This is a genomic window from Brachymonas moutaii (nom. illeg.), from assembly GCF_049977365.1.
Classification (GTDB): Bacteria; Pseudomonadota; Gammaproteobacteria; order Burkholderiales; family Burkholderiaceae_C; genus Brachymonas.
Genome location: NZ_JBNGEN010000001.1, coordinates 509,029 through 530,591 on the forward strand (window position 1 = coordinate 509,029; position 21,563 = coordinate 530,591).

At 62.6% G+C, this 21,563-nt stretch carries 13 protein-coding genes and 1 tRNA gene; 6 read left to right on the plus strand and 8 right to left on the minus strand.

Translation table 11 applies throughout. From position 1 onward, the window contains the following. From ACP2WS_RS02280 to ACP2WS_RS02300, 5 genes are read left to right on the plus strand one after another with little or no spacing between them, the layout of a single operon-like run. Entirely contained in the window at positions 1 to 2,889 is a 2,889-nt protein-coding gene (locus tag ACP2WS_RS02280) for a DUF1156 domain-containing protein (protein ID WP_426459579.1), read from the plus strand. A gap of 4 nt (positions 2,890 to 2,893) precedes the next feature. Continuing rightward, entirely contained in the window at positions 2,894 to 3,949 is a 1,056-nt protein-coding gene (locus tag ACP2WS_RS02285; protein WP_426459300.1) for an AAA family ATPase, read from the plus strand. Next, positions 3,946 to 4,446, plus strand: coding sequence for a hypothetical protein (locus ACP2WS_RS02290; protein ID WP_426459301.1), 501 nt, complete (start codon positions 3,946 to 3,948; stop codon positions 4,444 to 4,446). The genes ACP2WS_RS02285 and ACP2WS_RS02290 overlap by 4 nt, the downstream gene beginning before the upstream one ends. A gap of 10 nt (positions 4,447 to 4,456) precedes the next feature. Further along, positions 4,457 to 7,291, plus strand: a complete 2,835-nt coding sequence (locus ACP2WS_RS02295) for an ATP-binding protein (RefSeq protein WP_426459302.1) — start codon at positions 4,457 to 4,459, stop codon at positions 7,289 to 7,291. Then, positions 7,288 to 8,241: a toll/interleukin-1 receptor domain-containing protein gene (locus tag ACP2WS_RS02300; protein WP_426459303.1), complete on the plus strand. Its 954-nt coding sequence runs from the start codon at positions 7,288 to 7,290 to the stop codon at positions 8,239 to 8,241. The genes ACP2WS_RS02295 and ACP2WS_RS02300 overlap by 4 nt, the downstream gene beginning before the upstream one ends. 20 nt (positions 8,242 to 8,261) lie before the next feature. Here ACP2WS_RS02300 and ACP2WS_RS02305 read toward each other — a convergent pair. The 3 genes from ACP2WS_RS02305 to ACP2WS_RS02315 all read right to left on the minus strand — a co-directional run bounded on the left by ACP2WS_RS02305 (position 8,262) and on the right by ACP2WS_RS02315 (position 12,266). Further along, a protein-coding gene (locus tag ACP2WS_RS02305) for an IS5 family transposase (RefSeq protein ID WP_426459304.1) occupies positions 8,262 to 9,060 on the minus strand; the annotation gives its coding sequence in 2 pieces (ribosomal slippage) (positions 8,262 to 8,790 and positions 8,789 to 9,060; 801 coding nt in all). A 412-nt stretch (positions 9,061 to 9,472) separates the two neighbouring features. Beyond that, a tRNA-Ala gene (locus ACP2WS_RS02310) sits at positions 9,473 to 9,548 on the minus strand. A gap of 30 nt (positions 9,549 to 9,578) precedes the next feature. Continuing rightward, positions 9,579 to 12,266, minus strand: a complete 2,688-nt coding sequence (locus ACP2WS_RS02315) for a bifunctional acetate--CoA ligase family protein/GNAT family N-acetyltransferase (protein ID WP_426459305.1) — start codon at positions 12,264 to 12,266, stop codon at positions 9,579 to 9,581. A 275-nt stretch (positions 12,267 to 12,541) separates the two neighbouring features. Here ACP2WS_RS02315 and ACP2WS_RS02320 point away from each other — a divergent pair, with 275 nt between their 5' ends. Then, positions 12,542 to 13,801, plus strand: a complete 1,260-nt coding sequence (locus ACP2WS_RS02320) for an MFS transporter (protein WP_374491074.1) — start codon at positions 12,542 to 12,544, stop codon at positions 13,799 to 13,801. Positions 13,802 to 13,920: 119 nt separating this feature from the next. Here the strand turns inward: ACP2WS_RS02320 and ACP2WS_RS02325 are convergent, their stop codons facing one another. The 5 genes from ACP2WS_RS02325 to ACP2WS_RS02345 form a co-directional block, all read right to left on the minus strand. Further along, entirely contained in the window at positions 13,921 to 14,679 is a 759-nt protein-coding gene (locus tag ACP2WS_RS02325; RefSeq protein ID WP_426459580.1) for a 16S rRNA pseudouridine(516) synthase, read from the minus strand. A gap of 63 nt (positions 14,680 to 14,742) precedes the next feature. Then, on the minus strand, positions 14,743 to 15,615 hold the full coding sequence (locus tag ACP2WS_RS02330; protein ID WP_426459307.1) for a hypothetical protein: 873 nt from the start codon (positions 15,613 to 15,615) through the stop codon (positions 14,743 to 14,745). Then, positions 15,612 to 17,960, minus strand: a complete 2,349-nt coding sequence (gene parC, locus ACP2WS_RS02335) for a DNA topoisomerase IV subunit A (RefSeq protein ID WP_426459308.1) — start codon at positions 17,958 to 17,960, stop codon at positions 15,612 to 15,614. The genes ACP2WS_RS02330 and parC overlap by 4 nt, the downstream gene beginning before the upstream one ends. 209 nt (positions 17,961 to 18,169) lie before the next feature. Continuing rightward, on the minus strand, positions 18,170 to 19,297 hold the full coding sequence (locus ACP2WS_RS02340; RefSeq protein WP_426459310.1) for a lytic transglycosylase domain-containing protein: 1,128 nt from the start codon (positions 19,295 to 19,297) through the stop codon (positions 18,170 to 18,172). Positions 19,298 to 19,314: 17 nt separating this feature from the next. Next, complete coding sequence (locus ACP2WS_RS02345) at positions 19,315 to 21,285, minus strand: DNA topoisomerase IV subunit B (protein WP_426459311.1); 1,971 nt, start codon at positions 21,283 to 21,285, stop codon at positions 19,315 to 19,317. Between the last annotated feature and the right edge of the window lie 278 nt (positions 21,286 to 21,563).

The following is a 21,563-nucleotide window of genomic DNA, read 5'->3' on the forward strand; positions in this document are numbered from 1 at the left end:
ATGGCTCAGATAAAAAACCCAAAAAAACTCATCGAAGTCGCCCTGCCGCTCGACGCTATCAATGCTGCTGCTGCCCGCGAGAAGTCGATTCGTCACGGCCACCCGAGCACGCTGCACCTCTGGTGGGCGCGTCGCCCGCTGGCTGCGGCGCGGGCGGTGATCTTTGCGCAGATGGTCAACGACCCCGGCTACCAGCAAGGCGGCGGCTTCAAGTATGGGGTGAACAAAGAGAAGGCTCAGATCGAGCGCGAGCGCCTGTTCAAGATCATCGAAGACCTGGTGAAGTGGGAGAACACCAATAACGAAGAAGTGCTGGCCCGCGCCCGTGCCGAGATTGTGCGCAGTTGGCGCGAGACCTGCGAACTGAACAAGGCACATCCGCAGGCCGCCGAACTGTTCAACCCCGACAGGCTGCCCGGATTTCACGACCCCTTTGCCGGTGGCGGTGCGCTGCCCCTGGAAGCGCAGCGTTTGGGTCTGGAAAGCTATGCCAGCGACCTGAACCCCGTGGCGGTGACGATCAACAAGGCCATGATCGAAATACCCCCGAAGTTCGCCGGACGCGCGCCGGTGGGTCCGAGGCTGGCGGGTGATAAGCAGGGCAAGCTGAGCGAAGACTGGAGCGGTGCGCGCGGCTTGGCTGAAGACGTGCGGCGCTATGGCGCATGGATGCGCAAGCAGGCGCAACAGCGCATTGGCCATCTGTACCCGCAGATCGAAGTCACAGCAGCTATGGTTGCTGAGCGCCCTGATCTGAAGCCTCTGCTTGGCCAGAAGCTCACCGTCATAGCCTGGCTGTGGGCGCGCACGGTCAAGAGCCCCAACCCCGCCTTCAGCCAGGTGGATGTGCCGCTGGCATCGACCTTCGTTCTCTCCAGCAAGCCAGGCAAGCAGGCCTATGTGCAGCCTGTGGTTGAAGGAGATGGTTACCGTTTTGAGGTGCGCACGGGGACGCCACCGGAAAGTGCGAAGCACGGAACCAAGTTGACGCGTGGGGCGAACTTTCAATGTCTGGTATCAAACACACCGATTGAGCCCAAGCACATCTACACCGAAGCGAATGCCGGACGCATGGGCGAGCGGTTGATAGCCATTGTGGCGGAAGGAGCGCGCGGTCGGGTTTACTTAACGCCCACTACAGAACACGAAGCGATTGCGCGGCAGGCACAGCCTGCTTGGAAACCTGACGCGGCAATGCCCGAGAACCCGCGCTGGTTCTCGCCGCCGTTGTATGGTCTGAAAACCTACGGTGACCTCTTCACCCCCCGCCAACTGGTCGCGCTGACCACGTTTTCCGATCTGGTGGCCGAGGCCATCGAAAAATGCCGGCAGGACGCGCTGGCAGCGGGCACTGCCGACGACGGCATGAGTTTGGACGCAGGTGGCACAGGGGCTATGGCTTATGCGCAGGCGGTGGGAGTGTATTTGGGTCTTACCCTTGGACGCGCCGCTGACTACTGGACCGCGAACGCCACATGGGAGTCATCTGGTGGCTTCATTGCGCATGCATTTACGAAACAAGCAATCCCGATGGTCTGGGACTTCGCTGAAGGCAACCCGTTCTCGGATGGCACAGGAAACTGGGAACAGACGGCACTCGATTGGGTTGTTCGGGTTGTACGTGAATTTCGACCTGTGGCAAATGGCAATGTTCAACAACATGATGCCCAATCACAAAGCATAAGCACCAGAAAGGTCGTTTCGACCGATCCGCCGTATTACGACAACATTGGTTACGCGGATCTCTCCGATTACTTTTATGTCTGGATGCGAAGAACGTTGCGAACTGTGTTCACGAGGCTCTATGCAACGCTCGCTGTTCCCAAAGCGGAAGAACTGGTCGCCACACCCTACCGGCACGGAGGCAAGAACGAGGCTGAGGCTTTCTTCCTCGGTGGCATGACGCGCGCTATGCACAACCTCGCCGAGCTGGCGCATCCGGCGGTTCCAGTCACCATTTACTATGCCTTCAAGCAGAGCGAGAGCAAGGCAGAAATAGGGACATCCAGCACTGGCTGGGAAACCTTCTTGGATGCTGTTTTGCAAGCTGGCTTTGCCATTACTGGGACATGGCCTATGCGGACGGAGAGAGCTAACCGGTCGGTTGGTCTTGGCACGAACGCGCTGGCCTCTAGCATAGTCCTCGTCTGCCGAAAACGTGCCGCCGACGCCCTTACGATTAGCCGCCGCGAGTTCCTGCGCGAGCTCAACGCCACATTGCCCGAGGCCTTGCTGGACATGACACGCGGTGGCGTCAATTCACCCGTCGCGCCCGTGGACTTGTCGCAAGCCATCATCGGCCCCGGCATGGCCATCTTCAGCCAGTACGCCGCGGTGCTGGAGGCCGATGGCACTCCCATGCGCGTCAAAACCGCCTTGCAGCTTATCAACCGTTTTCTGGCCGAAGACGATTTCGACCATGACACCCAGTTCTGCCTCGCCTGGTTTGAAGGCACCGGCTGGGCCAGCGGCAAATACGGTGAGGCCGATGTGCTGGCGCGCGCCAAGGGCACCAGCGTGGGCGGACTGGTCGATGGTGGTGTGGCGGAGAGCGGCAGCGGGAACCTGCGCCTGCTCAAATGGGCCGAGCTGCCGCGCGACTGGTCTCCTGAGACCGACAATCGAGTGTCGGTGTGGGAAGCGCTGCACCACTTGATCCGCGCGCTGAATCAGGATGGCGAATCCGCGGCTGGGGCCTTGCTCGCACGCATGCCTGCTCAAGGCGAGCCGATGCGCGCACTGGCCTACCGGCTCTACACCCTGTGCGAACGCAAGGGCTGGGCTGAAGAAGCGCGTGCCTACAACGAGCTGGTGACGGCGTGGTCGGGCATTGAACAAGCATCGGCGGATGCGGGCATCAAAGACTCGCAGACGCAACTGGATATTTGAGGAGATGACCATGCTTAAGCGGCTAAGGATTCAAAATTTCACGGTGATTTCGGAAGCTGACTTGAAGTTTGGAAAGCAGTTGAATGTCATCGTCGGAGAAAACGGTGCAGGCAAAACCCATTTACTGAAACTGGCCTATTCGGTTATGGCTACAAGTTGGCAGGAGGGAAACAAACCCAATTCGACAGTTCCAACCAAAAGCGTATTGCAGACCCGTTTGGCAGACAAACTTGTCAATGTTTTTCGCCCCGAGTCACTTGGTCGGCTGGCGCGTCGCAAACAGGGGCGGGAACGCTGTGATGTGCAACTGGCTTTCGATGATTCTGATTTGAATATCGATTTTGGATTTGCCACGAACAGCAAATCCGAAGTCAGCATCAAGCGACTGCCCTCAAAGTGGGTGGATAGTGCACCTACTTATCTGCCTACCCGGGAGTTACTGACGATCTTTCCAAACTTTGCTTCGGTGTATCAAAGGCACTATCTGGAATTTGAAGAAACCTGGTTCGACACCTGCATCTTGCTCGGTGATTTGTTGCCGCGAGGGCCGACTGATACGCTTATCAGAGAGCTGCTTGTGCCGCTTGAAGAAGCGATGCATGGCCGCATCGAGCTGGACAAAAATGGGCGATTCTATCTGCGAACTGCTGGTGGCCGAATGGAGATGCCTCTTGTTGCGGAAGGTTTGCGGAAGTTGGGCATGCTTGCACGTCTGGTTGCCACCGGAGCGTTGCTTGATCGAGGCTATTTGTTCTGGGATGAACCAGAAGCCAACCTCAACCCTCGCCTGATCAAGCAGGTTGCACGCACCATTGTGGATCTGAGTGCCTCCGGTATTCAGATATTTATTGCCACCCACAGCCTGTTTTTGTTACGTGAGCTAGAAATTATTCTGGCTGAGGCGGATAGAAAGAAATTGAGTGTGCGTTACTTTGGACTGCAACCCGAAGAAGATGGAGTATCGGTTCTGCAGGGTGTCAGCCTCGACGACATTGGCGACATTACTGCTCTCGAAGAAAGCCTGCAGCAGTCGGATCGATATTTGGAATCGGGAGCATGAACATGCCACAAATAAATATCGACGGTCTCATATTCACGTTTCCGGAAAAATGGCAAGCCAGTAAATACGACGAGTGGTCCTTCTACCGTAACCAGCTCACCAAAAAGTGGAAGGGAATTAAAGCAGTAGATGTCGTGGCCTTAGATCCATCGAAGAGTGCCTTTCTGATCGAAGTGAAAGACTACTGCCATCCAGAAACTGAAAAGCCATCGCAATTGCCCGAGGTCATTGCCAATAAAGTTTTGCACACACTGGCAGCCATGTTGCCTGCGAAGCTTCATGCCACCAACCTTATGGAAAAGCGGTTGGCCTCTGAAATTATTAAGTGCAAGTCATTGCATGTAATTGCCCATATCGAACAGCCCAAGAAACACCGACAGGTGGTTGATTTGGCAGATATCAAGCAAAAACTTCGCCAATTGCTACACGCTGTGGATGCACACCCCAAAGTCGTATCCATGAACCAAATGCATACATTGAACTGGACAGTTTCCTGAGGAAATCACGATGAGTCTAAAACCCTGGCGTGAAGTTGCCGTCCCGCATGAAGATGTCCTGAAGGGCACATTCCAACAAGCCGAATTTGCGGCCGATCTGTCTCGGGTTCATGAGGGTACGGCAACGGCCGAGTACCAGAACCCGACGCTGTTTTTCCAGCGTACCTTCATCACCGAGGGGATGCGCCTGCTGTTGGACTCCGTGGTCAAGCGTCTGTCTGGCAAGGGCGGTGACCCGGTCATTCAACTGCAAACCGCTTTCGGCGGCGGCAAGACGCACACCATGCTGGCTGTGTACCACCTCGCCAAGGGCGAGGCACTGGCCAGTGATATGCCAGGTGTACCGGCCATTCTGGATTCCGCTGGCGTGACGGAGTTACCGCGCGCGCGCATCGCCGTGCTGGACGGCATCAAGTCATCGCCGAACCAGCCTGTGGTGCGTGATGGACAGGCCATTCGCACACTGTGGGGCGATCTGGCGTGGCAGTTGGGCAAGGCTGAGGGCTATGCTCTGGTGGCCGATGCGGATGCTTCGGGGACGTCACCTGGCAAGGCTGTGCTGGAAGCACTGCTCGATCGTTACGCGCCATGCGTGATCTTGATCGACGAGTTGGTGGCTTATGTGCGCCAGTTCGAAGAAGGCAAGGCGCTGACCGGCGGCAGCTTCGATTCCAACCTCAGCTTTGTGCAGGCGCTGACCGAGGCACTCAAAGCCGTGCCTACGGCCGTCCTATTGGCCTCATTGCCAGAATCGGACAAAGAGGCGGGCAGCCAACGTGGCGTAAAAGCACTGGCCGCGCTGGCGCACTACTTCGGCCGCGTTCAGGCACTATGGAAGCCGGTGGGCACCGAGGAGGCTTTCGAGATCGTGCGCCGCCGCCTGTTCACCAGCATCAATGACAAGCTGGCGGCCGAATCGGTATGCCGTGCGTTCGCCGATTACTACACGGCCAATAGCGAGGACTTCCCGCGCGAAACGCAGGAGAGCCGCTACTTCGAACGGCTTATGCTCGCCTACCCGATTCACCCCGAGGTGTTCGACCGACTGTACGAGGACTGGTCGTCGCTCGACAACTTTCAGCGCACCCGTGGCGTGCTGAAATTGATGGCCAAGGTTATCCACCGCCTGTGGAAGGACAACGACAAAGACCCACTGATCATGCCCGGCAGCTTCCCGCTACAGGACGCTGACACCCGCAACGAGGTGATCTACTACCTGCCGCAAGGCTGGGACCCAGTAGTGGAGCGTGACGTGGACGGCGAGCGCGCCGAGACCACCGACATCGAGAATCGCGACACCCGCCTTGGCAGCGTGCAGGCTTGCCGTCGTTCGGCCCGCGCGATCTTCTTGGGCAGTGCACCGAGCACCGCAAACCAGATGGTGCGGGGCATCGAGCTGGAGCGCGTGGCGCTGGGCGTGGCACAGCCGGGCCAGCAGGTCGGCATCTACAAGGACGCACTGCGCCGCTTGAGCGACCGCCTGCACTATCTGAACAGCGGCAACAACCGTTTCTGGTTCGATACGCGCCCCAACTTGCGCCGCGAAATGGAAGAACGCAAGCGCCGCTTCCAGGACAAGGAAGATGTGTTCCCCGCCATCCGTGACCGCGTGCATAAGACCTTTGCCAGCGGCGTCTTCGGCGGCATTCATATCTTCACGACCAGCGGCGATGTGCCGGATGACTGGCAGTTGCGCCTTGTGGTGCTGCCGCCCGATGCCGCCTTCAGCCGCAGCGGCCAGAGCCTCGCCATTGAGTGCGCCACCAAGATTCTGAAGAACCGTGGCGACCAACCACGCTTCAAGCAGAACCGACTGATCTTCCTGGCAGCCGACTACGACAGTGTGAGCCGACTGAAAGATCAAGTGCGCTCCACCCTGGCCTGGCAGTCCATTGTGAGCGACATCAAGGAGATGAAGCTCAACCTCGACCAGTTCCAGGCGCGACAGGCCAGCAAGAGCCTGGAGGATGCCAACGAGGCGCTGCGCCGGATGATCCGCGAGACCTACAAGTGGATGATCGCGCCGATGCAGGAAGCTCGCCCCGGCAAGGGGCTATCCGAGATTCAGTGGGAACACTTTCAGCTCAACCCGAGCGCACAGAATTTATCCCAGGAAATCGAACGCGTGCTGAAAGAGAACGAACTTCTGATCACCGAATGGGCCCCGATCCATCTGGCCACTGTGCTGAAGAACTGGTTCTGGAAGGATGACATCAAAGATACCAGCGCGCTCAATGTGTGGCAGCAAAGCTGCCAGCAGCTTTACCTGCCTCGCCTGAAGGACGACACAGTCTTCAAGCAGACGATGGATGCAGGTGCAGAGAGCCGTGAATTCTTCGGCTTCGCACAGGGCAAAGAGGATGACCGCTATGTCGGCTTCGCCTTTGGCAAGCGCACATCCCTGTTCCTCGACTCGTCTCTGCTGCTGATCGAGCCAGTGACTGCCGCAGGGTATGCCGAGGCACAGCGCGCTGCAGAAGAGGCTGCGCGCCCCAAACCGATAGAAACAGCATCGGGAGCCACTGGCAGCGGCACGCCCCCACCAAGGGTCGAAGACGCAGCCAAACAGACCTACGCTGAAAGCCGCAGCTCAGCCCCGCTGCCGCTCCAGAAACAGTTCTACGGCAGCATCGAACTCGATGCCATTCAGGCCAAGAAGCAGTTCGCCGATCTTGTTGACGAGGTTGTTCTGCAATTCACTTCACGCACCGGCGTGAAGGTCAAGATCACCATCGAAATCCAGGCAGAATCACCGACTGGCTTCGACGATAGCCTTCAGCGTGCGGTGAAGGAGAACTGCAACGTGCTGAAGTTCAAGAGCGCGGAATTCGAGGCAGGCGAATGAGCGCGCCCAAGGTCTTCGTCAGTCACGCCAGCGAGGACAAGGAGCGCTTCGTCGTAGAGTTCGCGCGGCGCTTGCGCGAGAACGGCGTCGATGCGTGGCTTGACCAGTGGGAAATGAAACCGGGCGACAGTCTGGTGGACAAGATTTTCGAGAAAGGGTTGAAGGACGCACAGGCCGTCATCATCGTATTGTCCAAGGTCAGCGTCCAGAAGCCTTGGGTTCGAGAGGAACTGAACACCTCGGTGGTCAATAGGATCAGTCGTGGAACGCGGCTGATCCCCGTCGTCATCGACGATTGCGAAGTGCCAGAAAGCCTGCGATCCACCCTCTGGCAGAAGGTCGATGATCTCGCCTACTACGACCAGAGTTTTCAGCGCGTCCTGTCGGCGATCTTCGACGTGGACGACAAGCCGACTATCGACCAGCCGCCAGCCCGGTTCTCTGGGCCTGCGCCCTTGATCTCCGATCTGACGCGGGTTGATGACTTGGCCTTGCGCATCATTGCGAAAGTGCAGATTGACGAAAATGCGGTTTTTGTGGATTGGAAGCGGCTGCACGCCGAACCCGAGCTTCAAGATGTGCCGCAGCAGGAACTGCTCGACTCGCTGGATATTCTCGAACAGCACAACTACATCAAGATCGGGCGCGTTCTCGGCGCGCCGCTGTCGCATGTCGTTCTGACGGACTACGGCTTTCTGCAGTTTGCGAAGGCGTATGTGGAAGGCTACCAGGATGTGGTTGGCCGGATTGCCGCGCTACTGGTCAACGAGGATATCCGCCAGAACGAGGAACTGGCAACGCGGGTCGGCAAGCCCCGCGTCTTCGTCGATTTCGTGCTGAACCTGCTGGAAAGCCACAATCACATCAAGGTGTCCAAGTACTTGGACGGTCAGTCCCATGTGTGGTGGGTTTCTGCGTCGCTGCGTCGGGCGGTCCAGCAAGCGGAATAAACTGATGTGTAAGAACGTGTTCACAATCTTCTGAGCAAAAGAGCCAGGAACGCCAAGTGAACGAACTGCAAGCTGGTGTTGAGCCATCGCTCATGGTTCTTCGAGAGCCTGCGGTTCTTCTCCAGCCACGCAAAGCTGCGCTCCACCACCCAGCGCTTGGGCATGACCCTGAAGCTGTGCAGTTCGCTGCGCTTGGCAATTTGCACTGTCACCTGTTCACCCAGCGTCTGACGCACCCCCAGCGCAAAAGGCTCTCCCGTGTAGCCCCCATCGGCGAGCACGCTTTTGACTTGCTGCAGCCCTGTCTTGCACCGCTTGAAGGCCTGCAGGGCTCCTTGGCGATCCGTCACATCCGCCGTCGTCACCGTTACAGCATGCGGCAACCCCTGGGTATCCACCGCCAGGTGGCGTTTGATCCCCGAGACCTTCTTGCCCGCGTCATAGCCCTTGCAGCCCGCTGTGTCCGTGTTCTTCACGCTCTGCGCGTCGCAGATCAAGAACTTGCTTGAGGCGCTGCGCCCCAGTCTCTTGCGGGCCGCGCCAACCTGATTTTTTTAATGCCTGCTCGAGCAGGCTCACCCCATCCCTGTCCACCTCGCTCCACTTGGCGAAGTACGAATGCACCGTGCGCCACTTGGGAAAGTCGCTGGGCAGCGCTCGCCACTGGCAGCCCGTGCGCAGCAGGTACAGCACGGCGCAAAACACCTCGTACAGATCCACCGTCCTGGGCTTGGTCTTGCGACGGGCAGTTTCCAGCAAGGGCAGGATGTGGGCAAACTGGGCGCGGCTGATGTCGCTGGGGTAGGTCTTCGTGCGCATCCATCGATTCTCTCTGAATCTGCTATCGGATCGTGAACACGTTCTAAGAAACACAGCACACCATGAGCGAATCGTCCGAAGCCGATCAGATCCGGATTGCCGCATTACGCCGCGAAACCTGGAACGGTTCAGCACGCTTCCCGTATTTGCCGTTCTATTTCGCTCATGCAAACCCGCGAGACAACGATTCCAGGCGACACACGTACAAGTGCTTAATATAGAAGACTGCCTGCGTACACGAAGAAGTTGGCGCAAGTTTCGAGAGAAGATGGGACATAACAGGAGCGAAGCGGGCGCAGTAAGGCACTCTGCCCGACGCCTGGCGGCACACGCAGAACGGCCCGGCAGCCCGCGTGGTGTGCGGAATCCGCAAATGAAAACGCCCAACCGAGTACGGTTGGGCGCTGAATAATGGTGGAGAAGAGGAGGATCGAACTCCCGACCTTCGCATTGCGAACGCGACGCTCTCCCAGCTGAGCTACTTCCCCTTTGGGTGGGTCGATGTAGTGTACATCCGTTCAGAGCTGATAGCTCACGAGGCGGAAATCGGGGTCTTCAGGGTAGGGCTTGATGATGAAGCCCAGAGCCCGCATGAGCTTGAGCATGTTGGTGTTGTGGGTGAGGACAAGGCCCATGATTTCGCTCAGGCCCTTTTCGCGGGCGACGTCCATGATGCAGCGCATGAGGCGTGAACCGACGCCTTTGCCGGCCATGTCGTCAGCGACGACGAGGGAGAATTCGCAGCTGCTGCTGTCGGGATTGGTGACGTAGCGAGAGACACCGACGACGCGCTGGGTTTCGGTGATGTGGCCGTCGTCGGTGGGGTGGCGTTCGGTCATGACGGCGACCAGGGCCATTTCGCGGTCGTAGTCGATGAGGGCGAACTTGGAGAGCATGCCGGGCGACAGCTCGGTGAGGGCCGAAACGAAACGGTTGTAGCGGCTCTCGGGGCTGAGGCTGCGCACGAGCTGCTGCAGCATGTCGGCATCGTCGGGGTGGATGGGGCGGATGGTGTAGTGGTTGCCTCCGGGCAGCGGCCAGGTCTGCTCGAAGCGCGCCGGGTACGGCAGGATGGAGAGCTGCTGATAGGGGCGCGTGGAAAGGGTGGTGTTGCCCACGATCAGACGGGCGTCGACGGCCACGGCGCCCTGCTCGTCCACGATGATGGGGTTGATGTCGAGCTCGCGGAGCTGCGGCAGCTCGCAGACCATTTCGGAGACGCGCAGGAGGATCTGCTCCAGGGCCTCGCGGTTGATCGGGCGGGCACCGCGCCATTCGTCGAGCGTTCTGGATACGCGCGAACGGTCGATGAGCTGGCGGGCAAGGAACTGGTTGAGTGGCGGCAGCTCCATGGCTCGATCGCGATAGAGCTCGATGCGCACACCTCCGGCACCGAACGCGACGACGGGACCGAAGGCCTCGTCGGTGACGACGCCGATGTACAGCTCGCGGCCCCGGGTGTGGCGTGCCATGCGCTGGACGGTGATGCCGTTGATGCGCGCCTCGGGCATGCGGCGTTTGACGGTGGCCATCATGTCCTCGAAGATGTCGCGCACGCTCACGGCGTTCATGACGTTGAGGGCCACACCGTTGACATCGGACTTGTGAGAGATGTCGGGCGAGTCGATCTTGAGCGCGACGGGAAACCCGAGCTGGGCAGCAAGCATCATGGCCTCGGCCGGGGTGCGCGCAAGGATGGTCTGGGTGACGGGAATATGGAACGCCGAGAGCACGGACTTGGATTCCATCTCCGTGAGGACCGTGCGGCGGTCGGCCAGAATGCCCTCGATGAGCAGACGCGCCCCCTCGACATCAGGCTTGGCGAGATGGGTAAGGGGGGGCGGTGTCTGCTGGAGCAGCTTCTGGTTGTGATAGTAAGAGGCGATGTTGCTGAAGGCACCCACTGCGGCCTCGGGGCTGCGGAAGATGGGGATGCTGGTCTGGCTGAGGATGGCGCGGGCCTCATGCACCGATTCGTCGCCCATGATGCAGCTGATGAGGGGCTTGCTGAGATGGGGGCGCGCATCGGCAATGGCCTGCGCCACGGCATCGAGGTCGGAGCCGACCTTGGGAACATGGATGGTGAGCACACCATCGATGCCGGGCTCCTTGGAGGCTGCCTCGACGGCGGCGAGGTAATGGGCGGGGGTGGCGTCCTCGGAGAGGTCGATGAGATCCACCAGGGAGGCCTGGGGCAGGAGCCTGTCGCGCAGGGCGTTGGCCCCCGGCTCGGAGAGGCGTCCGACTTCGATGCCGAGATCATTGGCACGATCGGCGGCCAGCACGCCGGGACCGCCGCCATTGGTGATGATGGCCAGGTGGTTGCCCACGGGCCGATAGCGCGATGCAAGGCACTGCACGGCGGAGAACAGCTCAGTGAAGGAACGGATGCGCACGGCCCCCCCGCGCCGCAACGCGGCATCGAACACCTCGTCGCTGCCGACGATGGCGGCCGAGTGGGTGCGTGCGGCCTCGTTGCCTGCGCGACGGCGGCCCGCCTTGAGCACCACGACCGGCTTGGAGATGGCGGCTGCACGCAGGGCGCTCATGAAGCGGCGCGCGTTGGAAATACCCTCCAGATAGATGACGATGCTGTGGGTTTGGGGATCAGAGGCGAGGAAGTCGAGCGCCTGCGCCATGTCGACTGCCGTGTGCGGCCCCAGCGAGATGACGGTGGAAAATCCCACGCGATTGGGACGGGCCCAGTCGAGCAGCGCGGCCGTGAGCGCGCCCGACTGCGAAACGAGCGCGAGCGCGCCTTTTTCGGCAAGGGGCCCCACGATGCTGGCATTGAGCCCCATGTGCGGACGCTGAAAGCCGCGGCTGTTGGGCCCCATCAGGAGCATGTCATGCCGATGGGCCACGGCATGGAGCTGCTGCGCCTGCTCGGCGCTGATGCCGGTGGAAATGACCAGGGCAGCGCGGCAGCGGATGCGGCCTGCCACTTCGAGGGCGGCTTCGACCCGTTCGGGCGGCAGGGCCACGATGGCCAGGTCAGCACCGGTGCTGATGAGGTCGGCGAGACGCCCCTCGGTGGTATCGACGTCGAGAAAGGTGAACTTGCCGCTGTACTGCTGGGCCGTGAGGGCATCGAAGAGAAAGGCAGCGTCACGGTAGCCGGGATCGCTGGCGCGAAGCTCGGCGTTGCCGGCAAACACGGCGATAGAAGACGGTGCGAACAGGGGGGTCAGAAAATGCTGATCCATACAGGGCCTTCCAGCAGGGAAATCGGGACGTGCAGAACCGGGACGGACATGCCCCTGAACCTGAGCCGATTATCCGGGATGGCCGCAAGGCGGACAAGCGCATGGGGCCCTCCCGCTTCCGCGCCCGGGTCGGCAGGCCATGGCCGACGCTGCCACGCTGGGGCATACTGGTCAGTGGAGCAGACAGTGCAGCGGTGCGTGCCTCATGCGTGTACCGGTACGTCAGTGTGCTGCTTTTCTCTTTTCCTTCTCTTTCTTTCTCTCTGTCTCCCGCCATGACCGACGATACCTGCTCCGATGGTTCCGCAGATGCCGTGACTTCCCGTCGTACGGGAGCCGTGCTGCGCCGGCTGCCCGTGGGCATCTGGGCCATGGGCATGGCGTCGATGTTCATGGATGTGTCTTCCGAGCTGATCCATGCGCTGCTGCCGATGTTCATGGTGGGGACGCTGGGGGCCTCCATGGTGACGGTAGGGGTGATCGAGGGCGTGGCGGAGGCCACGGCGGCCGTGATGAAGGTGTTTTCGGGGGCACTGAGCGATTATTTCGGGCGGCGCAAGGGACTGATGGTGTTCGGCTATGGACTGGCTGCACTGAGCAAGCCGGTCTTTGCCCTCACGCACAGCATTGGGCTGGTGTTCACCGCCCGATTCGTGGACCGCATCGGCAAAGGCATTCGCGGGGCTCCGCGGGATGCCCTGGTGGCCGACATGACGGCTCCCGAGGAGCGGGGGGCTGCCTACGGCCTGCGGCAGGCACTGGATTCGCTGGGCGCCCTGCTGGGTCCGCTGGCGGCCATGGGGCTGCTGATGTGGTGGACCCACGATGTGCGCACGGCCATGTGGTGGGCCGTGCTGCCGGCGCTGCTGGCCGTGGCGCTGCTGGTGGTGGGCGTGCGCGAGCCGGCTGCCGAAACGCGCCCGCACCGGAGTGCGGGCATTCCTCTGCGACGCAGCAGCATCGCGCAGCTGCCCCTGGCCTTCTGGATGGTGGTGCTGCTGGGAGCGATCTTCACACTGGCGCGCTTCAGCGAGGCGTTTCTGGTGCTGCGCGCACAGGGCATGGGACTGCCGGAGGCAGAGGTTCCGGTGGTCATGGTCATCATGAACGTGATGTATGCCGGCTGTGCCTATCCCGCCGGTGCGGCGGCAGACCGGTGCGCATCCAGTCTGCTGCTGGGTGCCGGTCTGGTCACGCTGGTGCTGGCCGATGTGGTGCTGGCACTGGCCCCCGGGCGCACGCTGCTGTGGGTGGGTGCTGCCCTGTGGGGGCTGCACATGGCACTGACGCAGGGGCTGCTGTCGAAGATGGTGGCGGACACGGCTCCGCCCGCTCTGCTGGGCACGGGATTCGGACTGTTCAACCTCGTGAGCGGAGCTGCCCTGCTGGTGGCGAGCACACTGGCCGGCGCCCTGTGGCAGCACTTTGGGGCTCCCGCCACCTTCTGGACCGGTGCCGGATTTGCCACTCTGGCCCTGCTCGCCCTCCCCTGGGCAGCGGCTGCCTGCCGTGCACCGGCACGGCACCAGCAGTAACACCGGTTGCAGATTCGTCGCCTGGCTCTACTCCCAGGCAGGCTCCGCAGGAGAGGAGCACCGGCAGAAGCTGCCGGCTTCCTTCGCCCGGCTCCATGGACCGATCGGCGTGACACGATTCATGCCGCGGGTGTGGCAGCAGGAGCGGTCTGGCGCGCAGCTTCGAGCTCGGCAGGGGTCAGCCAGCGCCACTGGCCCGGCGCCAGATCGGCAGGCAGCTCCAGCGCACCGATGCGGCTGCGGTGCAGCGCTTCTACCCGGTTGCCCACCGCAGCCACCATGCGCTTGACCTGGTGATACTTGCCCTCGGTGAGCGTGAGCCGCAGGGCGTGGTCCTCGGTCTGCTCGCAGGCGGCGGCGCGCACGGGCTTGGGATCGTCGTCGAGCACGACTCCGGCCAGCAGCTTCTGGATCTGGGCCGAATCGACCGGATGCCTGCAGGTGACTTCGTACACCTTGGGCACATGGCGCCGGGGAGAGGCCATCTGGTGGATGAGCTTGCCGTCATCGGTCAGCAGGAGCATGCCCGTGGTGTCCTGATCGAGACGCCCGATGGCCTGCACTCCCTGCACCGCCCCCTTCTGCGGACGCTGCCGCAAAGGAGCGGGAAGCAGAGTGTAGATGCTGGGCCAGGCCGAGGGCTTCTGCGAACATTCGGTGCCTGCAGGCTTGTGGAGGAGCACATAGGCCTGGGCGTGGTACTCCCAGGGCTGCCCCTGCACGGTGAAGCCCAGTCCCTCGCGTGCCTCGACCGCATGGAGGGCATCGGTCACGGGCTCCGGTACCCCCTCCAGCCGAACCAGCCCCTGCTGGACCAGACCGGCACACACGCGCCGGGTACCGAAGCCCTGGGAATACAGCATGTCGGCCAGCGACATCACGGGAATGCGGGAAGTGGAAACAGCCATGGTGCAAAACCAATCAAATGCAGAAATGCCCCCTCAGGGGGTACGCAGGATGGAAGGGGCTCGCTCCTGCCCAAAGGGCACGGGGGAGAAGAAAGGAAGGGAAACCGCCGCAGGAGCGGCAGAACCGACAGGAGCGGATTGAGGTTCCGGGATGCCAGAAGCTGCCGAAGCTCCCCCGGATGCGGGAGCCGACGCAGGATCCGACGCGGTATGTCCGGCATGTGCAGAGGGGGCCTCGCGCGTGGGATCGGTCATCCGCGCGACCGAAAAGACCTCGCGCATACGCTGGGCACACAGTCCCTTGCGCAGATCGATGGCCGCCCCCTGCTGCGTCCGCACACAGGCGAGCCGCACGAAGCGTTTGCCACGGAGCCCCTCGATCCACAGCTGCTCTGCCGCACCAGGCCCCGCGACCCGGATCACGATCAGCCGTCCGTGAGGGGTATCGACCAGAGCCGCGCGCGAGGTCAGGTGCTGATCGGCCGGATCATGTCGCGGGGCAGCGGACGAACGGCCATGGCGCGACCGCCCTGTGTGCCTGCCGGATGCCTGGGCAAGAGGGGACGCCGAGGGCAATGACTGCTGAATCTGGGCCACCGTGTACTGTTCCAGACGGTCCAGAAACTCGGGCGTGAGGTCGGAGGCGCGCAGGCCCTGGGCATCCTGCGATACCACGTAGACCTGCTCGGCCACATGCCCCATGCGGGCTCCAGACCGTGCGCCTGCCTCATGCCCATGGCGCGCAGCCCAGGCAGAGGAAGCTCCCAGCCCGGAAAGCAGCCCCGCTGCCATGCCTGCCACGACGAACCGACGACATGCACGCCCCATCCAGCCAGAGAGCGCCCCCTTTCGCTTCAGGGAGCGCAGGGCATGCATGGGCCGGTGCGGACTCGGTTGCAGACTCATTGCACGCGCTCGATGCGTTGCGGCCGGAAGCTCCAGTCGGCTTCCTTGCCCTTGCGTCCCCGGGTTCCGGCCGCATTGCGCAGACTGCGCAGCTCCAGTACCTCCTCGCGTGGCTTGCCCCCCCTGCCTGTGCCCTGCACCCGGATGGAGCGGGCATAGGCGGCTGCACCGATGAGTGTGTCGTCGGATTCGAGGCCCATGAGCATCAGCCCGCGTCCGCCCTTGGGCTGGTGACGCAGCTCGGAGAGCGGGAAAGTGAGCAGACGACCACCTGCACTGGCGCAGGCAACATCGGTGGCCGGAGCCAGAGGCGTACTGCCATGGTCGCCATCGATCACGCTGGGAGCACAGGGCGTTTCGCCTTCGTTGCAGGTGACAAAAGCCTTGCCTGCACGCAGACGCGATGTCATGTCGCCGATGGTGGCCCAGAAGCCATATCCCCCGCTGCCTGACAGCAGCACCTGCTGGGAGTCAGGGCCTGCCACGTAATGCAGCAGATGGGTCCCCGCCTCCAGTTCGATGAGCGTGGTCACGGGCTGCCCATCGCCACGCGCCCCGGGCAGGCTGGCCACGGGCACGCTGTACACCCGGCCATTGCTGCCCAGGGCGATCAGCGTATCGACGGTGCGGCACTCGATGGTGGTCTGCAGCCCGTCGCCCTGCTTGAAGGCAAACCCTGCCGGATCGTGCCCATGGCCCGTGCGGGCACGCACCCAGCCCTTTTCGCTGAGCACCACCGTCACCGGTTCGTCGACCACCCGGACTTCGACCACGGCCCGCTTCTCGGCCTGGATGAGGGTGCGGCGCGCATCGCCGAACTGCTTGGCATCGGCCTCGATCTCCCGCACCATGAGCCGCCGCAGCGAGGTCGGGCTGTGGAGCACATCTTCGAGCCTGGCCTGTTCGCCGCGCAGGTCGGAGAGCTCCTGCTCGATGCGCAGTGCCTCCAGCCGCGCGAGCTGCCGCAGACGGATTTCGAGAATGTCCTCGGCCTGTCGCTCGGTCAGGTGAAAGCGCTCCATGAGCGCCGGCCCCGGCTCGTCGCTCTGGCGGATGATGGCGATGACCTCGTCGATGTGCAGCAGCACGGTCTGCCGCCCTTCCAGAATGTGGATGCGGTCGAGCACCTTGTCGAGCCGATGCCGGGTACGCCGCGTCACCGTGGTCCTGCGGAAATCGATCCACTCCTCGATCATGGCCCGCAGCGATTTCTGCACCGGCCGACCATCGAGCCCCACACTGGTGAGATTGACGGGCGCCGTGGTTTCGAGGCTCGTGTGGGCCAGCAGCGCCGTGGTGAGATCCTGCTGGCTCACGGTGCGGCTCTTGGGCTCGAACACCAGCCGCACTGGTGCGTCCTTGCTGGATTCGTCACGCACGCCGTCAAGCACGGCCAGCAGGCTGGCCTTGAGCTGCAGCTGTTCCTGCGACAAGGCCTTCTTGCCAGCGCGCACCTTGGGGTTGGTGAGCTCCTCGATTTCTTCCAGCACCTTCTGGGTGCTGACGCCCGGAGGGAGCTCCTGCACCACGAGTTGCCACTGGCCGCGGGCCAGATCCTCGATCTTCCAGCGGGCACGCACCTTGAGGCTGCCCCGCCCGCTTCGGTAGGCTTCCGCAATCTCGGTGGCGCTGCTGATGATCTGTCCGCCTCCCGGATAGTCCGGTCCGGGCACCAGGGCCCACAGCTCCTCGTCCGACAGGGAAGGCTGCTTGATCAGCGCCACGCAGGCATCGGCCACCTCCCGCAGGTTGTGGCTGGGAATTTCGGTGGCCATGCCCACCGCAATGCCGCTGGCTCCATTGAGCAGCACAAAGGGCAGACGGGCTGGAAGCTGAGCCGGTTCCTCGGTGCTGCCGTCATAGTTGGGCACGAAATCGACAGTGCCCTGTCCGATCTCGTCGAGCAGCAGCGTCGCGATGCGGGACAGGCGTGCCTCGGTATAGCGCATGGCCGCTGCGCCGTCGCCATCACGGCTGCCGAAGTTGCCCTGTCCGTCGATGAGCGGATAGCGCTGGCTGAAGTCCTGCGCCATGCGCACGAGCGCATCGTAGGCCGCCTGATCGCCGTGGGGATGGAAACGCCCGAGCACATCCCCCACCACGCGCGCACTCTTGACCGGCTTGGCCCCTGTGGCACCGTTCGAGCCGCCAAAGGAGAGGCCCATGCGGTCCATCGCGTACAGAATGCGCCGCTGCACGGGTTTCTGTCCATCGCACACATCCGGCAGGGCCCGCCCCTTGACCACGGACAGGGCATATTCCAGATACGCACGCTGCGCATACTGGGCCAGATTCGGGTTGTCGCCGTGCTCGGCCGGCCCGGAAACCACACTCACGGTATCCATGTCAGAACTCGCTGGAAATCAGAAAAACGGCCAGTGAACTCCACCGGCCAGCCCCTGCAACCCCCAACAGGATGCAGGAAGCGAAGAAAAAACGGAAGGCAAGACAGGAGACAGAAGGCAAAAGGCCCAAGCATCGCGATGCCTCGCCATCACGAGGGCCTCCCGGCATCAGTGGCCCTCTGCTCAGCCTCTTCATGCTCTTCATGCACTCAGGGATTGGGCACATTGCTTCCCGCTGCACTGTCGGGAGTGGCATGCGCGCTGGGCGCACCGCTCCTGACCACCACATCGGCACCAAGCTGCATCGGCGCCTGCGGCATCCTGTCAGCGGCAGCCACCTGGCCGGCAATCTGGTCCATGGCACTCGGTGCTTCGGTGCCGGTGGCTTCTGCCGTGAGGGAACGCTGGGCCGATTCGAGCGCAGCGGCTTCGAGCCGCATGGCCCGTGCAGAGGGAGCTTTTCCACTCCGCGCCGAAGCCAGCGTCATGTTCACACGCCCACGCCCGGCCAGCCGGCCGAGAGGAATCGGTGCCACGCTGGCCATGGGCACCCCCATGCCTTCCGCTCCGGGGCGGAAGGTCTGATACAGGGCCATGACGGTACGCACATAGTTCTGCGTTTCCGCATAGCGCGGCACGGCATTGCCCGCACGCGACACGGCACCATGCCCCGCGTTGTAGGCCGCCACCGCCAGATCGACCCGCCCATGAAAACGGTCGAGCAGCTGGCGCAGATAGCGCGCCCCGAGGCGCACGTTCAGCGCAGGATCGGTGAGCTTGTGCTCCACGCTGCCCGCTGCATCAGCCTGTACGCCCAGATCGCGGGCCGTGGCCGGCATGATCTGCATCAGCCCCACGGCTCCGGCTCCGGACACCGCCTGCCGGTTGAAGCCCGACTCGGCTGCAATCACCGACTTGAGCAGATCCACATCCACCGCATTGCGCCGGGCCTCGCGGGCCATGTGATGGGCGACTGCGCGGTAGGCAGAGGACTGGTTGATGAGTGCGGTGAGCCGGCGTGCCTTGACTCCCGCTGCAGCATCGGCCTGCGGATTGAAGGCCAGGCCATTGCCGCTCAGGAGCGTGCTGCCGCGGACCGTGCCGCCACTGCGGGTTGCCACGCGCATGCGTCCCTCGCCCCGCCCTGCCGCCAGCGCCTTCTGGGCATCGAAGCGGAAATGCTCGCTCTTGAAATACAGCTGGTAGCGGCTGTCGACCTTGCGATCGGCAAAGTGCGACATGCCCTCGGCATCCACATACCCCCAGACATCGGCGTGCGCCGCCCAGGGCATGAGGCCCAGACCGGTCCACAGCAGCAGGGGAAAGATTCTTCGCATCGTCATGCCTCGTTGTCTCAGATGTCGAGCTCCACGGCATCGCCGTGCAGCTCCATGAGTTCGCGTCGTGCGGCCGCCTCGCCCTTGCCCATGAGCTGCATCATGCAGGCCTGGGTCCCGGTCCAGCCGAGATCACCCAGCCGCACACACATCAGGCGGCGGGTGTCGGGATTGAGGGTGGTCTCCCAAAGCTGCTCGGCGGTCATTTCGCCGAGGCCCTTGAAGCGGCTGATGCCCCACTTGCCCTCGGCCACCCCTTCCTTGCGGAGCTTGTCGAGAATGGACTGCAGCTCGACCTCGTCGAGGGCATAGTGCTTGGCTGCCGGGCGCTTGCCGCGCGCCGGGGCATCCACGCGGAACAACGGCGGACGCGATACATAGACATGCCCGGCTTCGATGAGCTTAGGGAAATGCCGGAAAAAAAGTGTCAGCAATAGTACCTGGATGTGGGAGCCGTCCACATCGGCATCGCTGAGAATGCAGACTTTGCCGTACCGCAGTCCCGACAGGTCGGGCGTGTCCTCCGGACCGTGCGGGTCCACGCCCAGCGCCACGGCGATGTCGTGGATTTCGGCGTTGCGAAACAGCAGGTCGCGCTCCACCTCCCAGGTATTGAGCACCTTGCCACGCAGAGGCAGAATGGCCTGGGTCTCCTTGTCCCGCCCCATCTTGGCGCTGCCGCCGGCGCTGTCCCCTTCGACCAGAAACACCTCGTTGCGGACAATGTCGCGGCTCTCGCAATCGGTGAGCTTGCCGGGGAGCACTGCCACCCCGCTGCCTCGGCGCTTCTCGACCTTCTGGCTCGCACGCTGGCGGCTCTGGGCTGTGCGGATCACCATTTCGGCGAGCCGTCGGCCATCGTCGAGATGCTCGTTGAGCCAGAGTTCGAAGGCCGGCCGCACGAATCCTGCCACCAGCTTGAGCGCATCGCGCGAATTGAGTTTTTCCTTGATCTGACCCTGAAACTGCGGATCGAGCACCTTGGCGCTGAGCACATAGCTCGCGCGTGCAAACACGTCCTCGGGCATGAGCTTGACTCCCTTGGGCAGCAAGGCGTGGAGCTCGATGAAACTCTTCATGGCCTGAAAGAGCCCCTCGCGCAGTCCACTGTCGTGGGTGCCGCCCGCCGGCGTGGGGATGAGGTTGACATAGCTTTCGCGCAGCGGGGCTCCCTCTTCGGTAAAGGCCACGCACCAGGCCACGCCTTCGCCATCGGCAAACTGCTCGCTGCCCTCAGCGTACTGCTCGCCCTCGAAGGCCGGCACCACTGGATCGGCCGGCAGGCTCTGCAGCAGATAGTCCCGCAGCCCTCCCTTGTACTGCCAATGCAGAGTCTCGCGGGTCTTTTCCTGGGTGAGCCAGACCGAGACGCCCGCCATGAGCACCGCCTTGCTGCGCAGCAGATGCACCAGTTCGCTCCAGGGCAGGGCTGCGCTTTCGAAGTAGCGGGCATCGGGCCAGATTCGAACAGTGGTGCCCTGCCGACGGTCGCCGGCGGCGGCCTCGCGCAGAGTCAGGGGCTCGGCGACCTCTCCCCCCGCGAACACCAGATGAGCCACCTGGCCCTCCCGGAAGCTGGTCACCTCCATGCGGGTCGACAGGGCATTGGTCACACTCACCCCGACCCCGTGCAACCCCCCGCTGAAGCTGTAGGCCCCGCCCTTGCCCTTGTCGAACTTGCCGCCCGCGTGCAGCCGGGTAAAGACCAGCTCCAGCACCGGCGCATGTTCCTCGGGATGCATGCCGAAAGGAATACCGCGCCCGTCGTCCTCCACGGTCACCGAGCCATCCTCGTGCAGCGTGACCTTGATCTTGCGGCCAAAGCCGGCCAGCGCCTCGTCTGCTGCGTTGTCGATCACCTCCTGCACGATGTGCAGCGGGGTGTCGGTGCGCGTGTACATGCCGGGACGCTGGCGCACGGGCTCCAGTCCCTTGAGGACCCGGATGGAACTTTCGGAATAAGCAGTGTCGGATTTCTTGGTGGCCATGGAATGAATTCTAAGGGGCGGCCCTGGGACGCTGCCGCAACGGCGCCTGCGCGCTCGCCATGCTTCCACCCCTTGCGGCAGGCGAAGAGGGCGGATGGATACTGTACATTTTTACAGTCATTATGCCAAGTCGCTTCAACGTCCCCCACAAGCCCCTCGATGTGCAGCCGAGATGCGCGCCTCACGAGCCGGCATGGCAGTCCAGCCGGTCACGGGTGATGGCCGCGCCTTCCTCGCGGTATGCTCTGCCCTGGCTGCAGGAGTTTCTGCATCCTTCC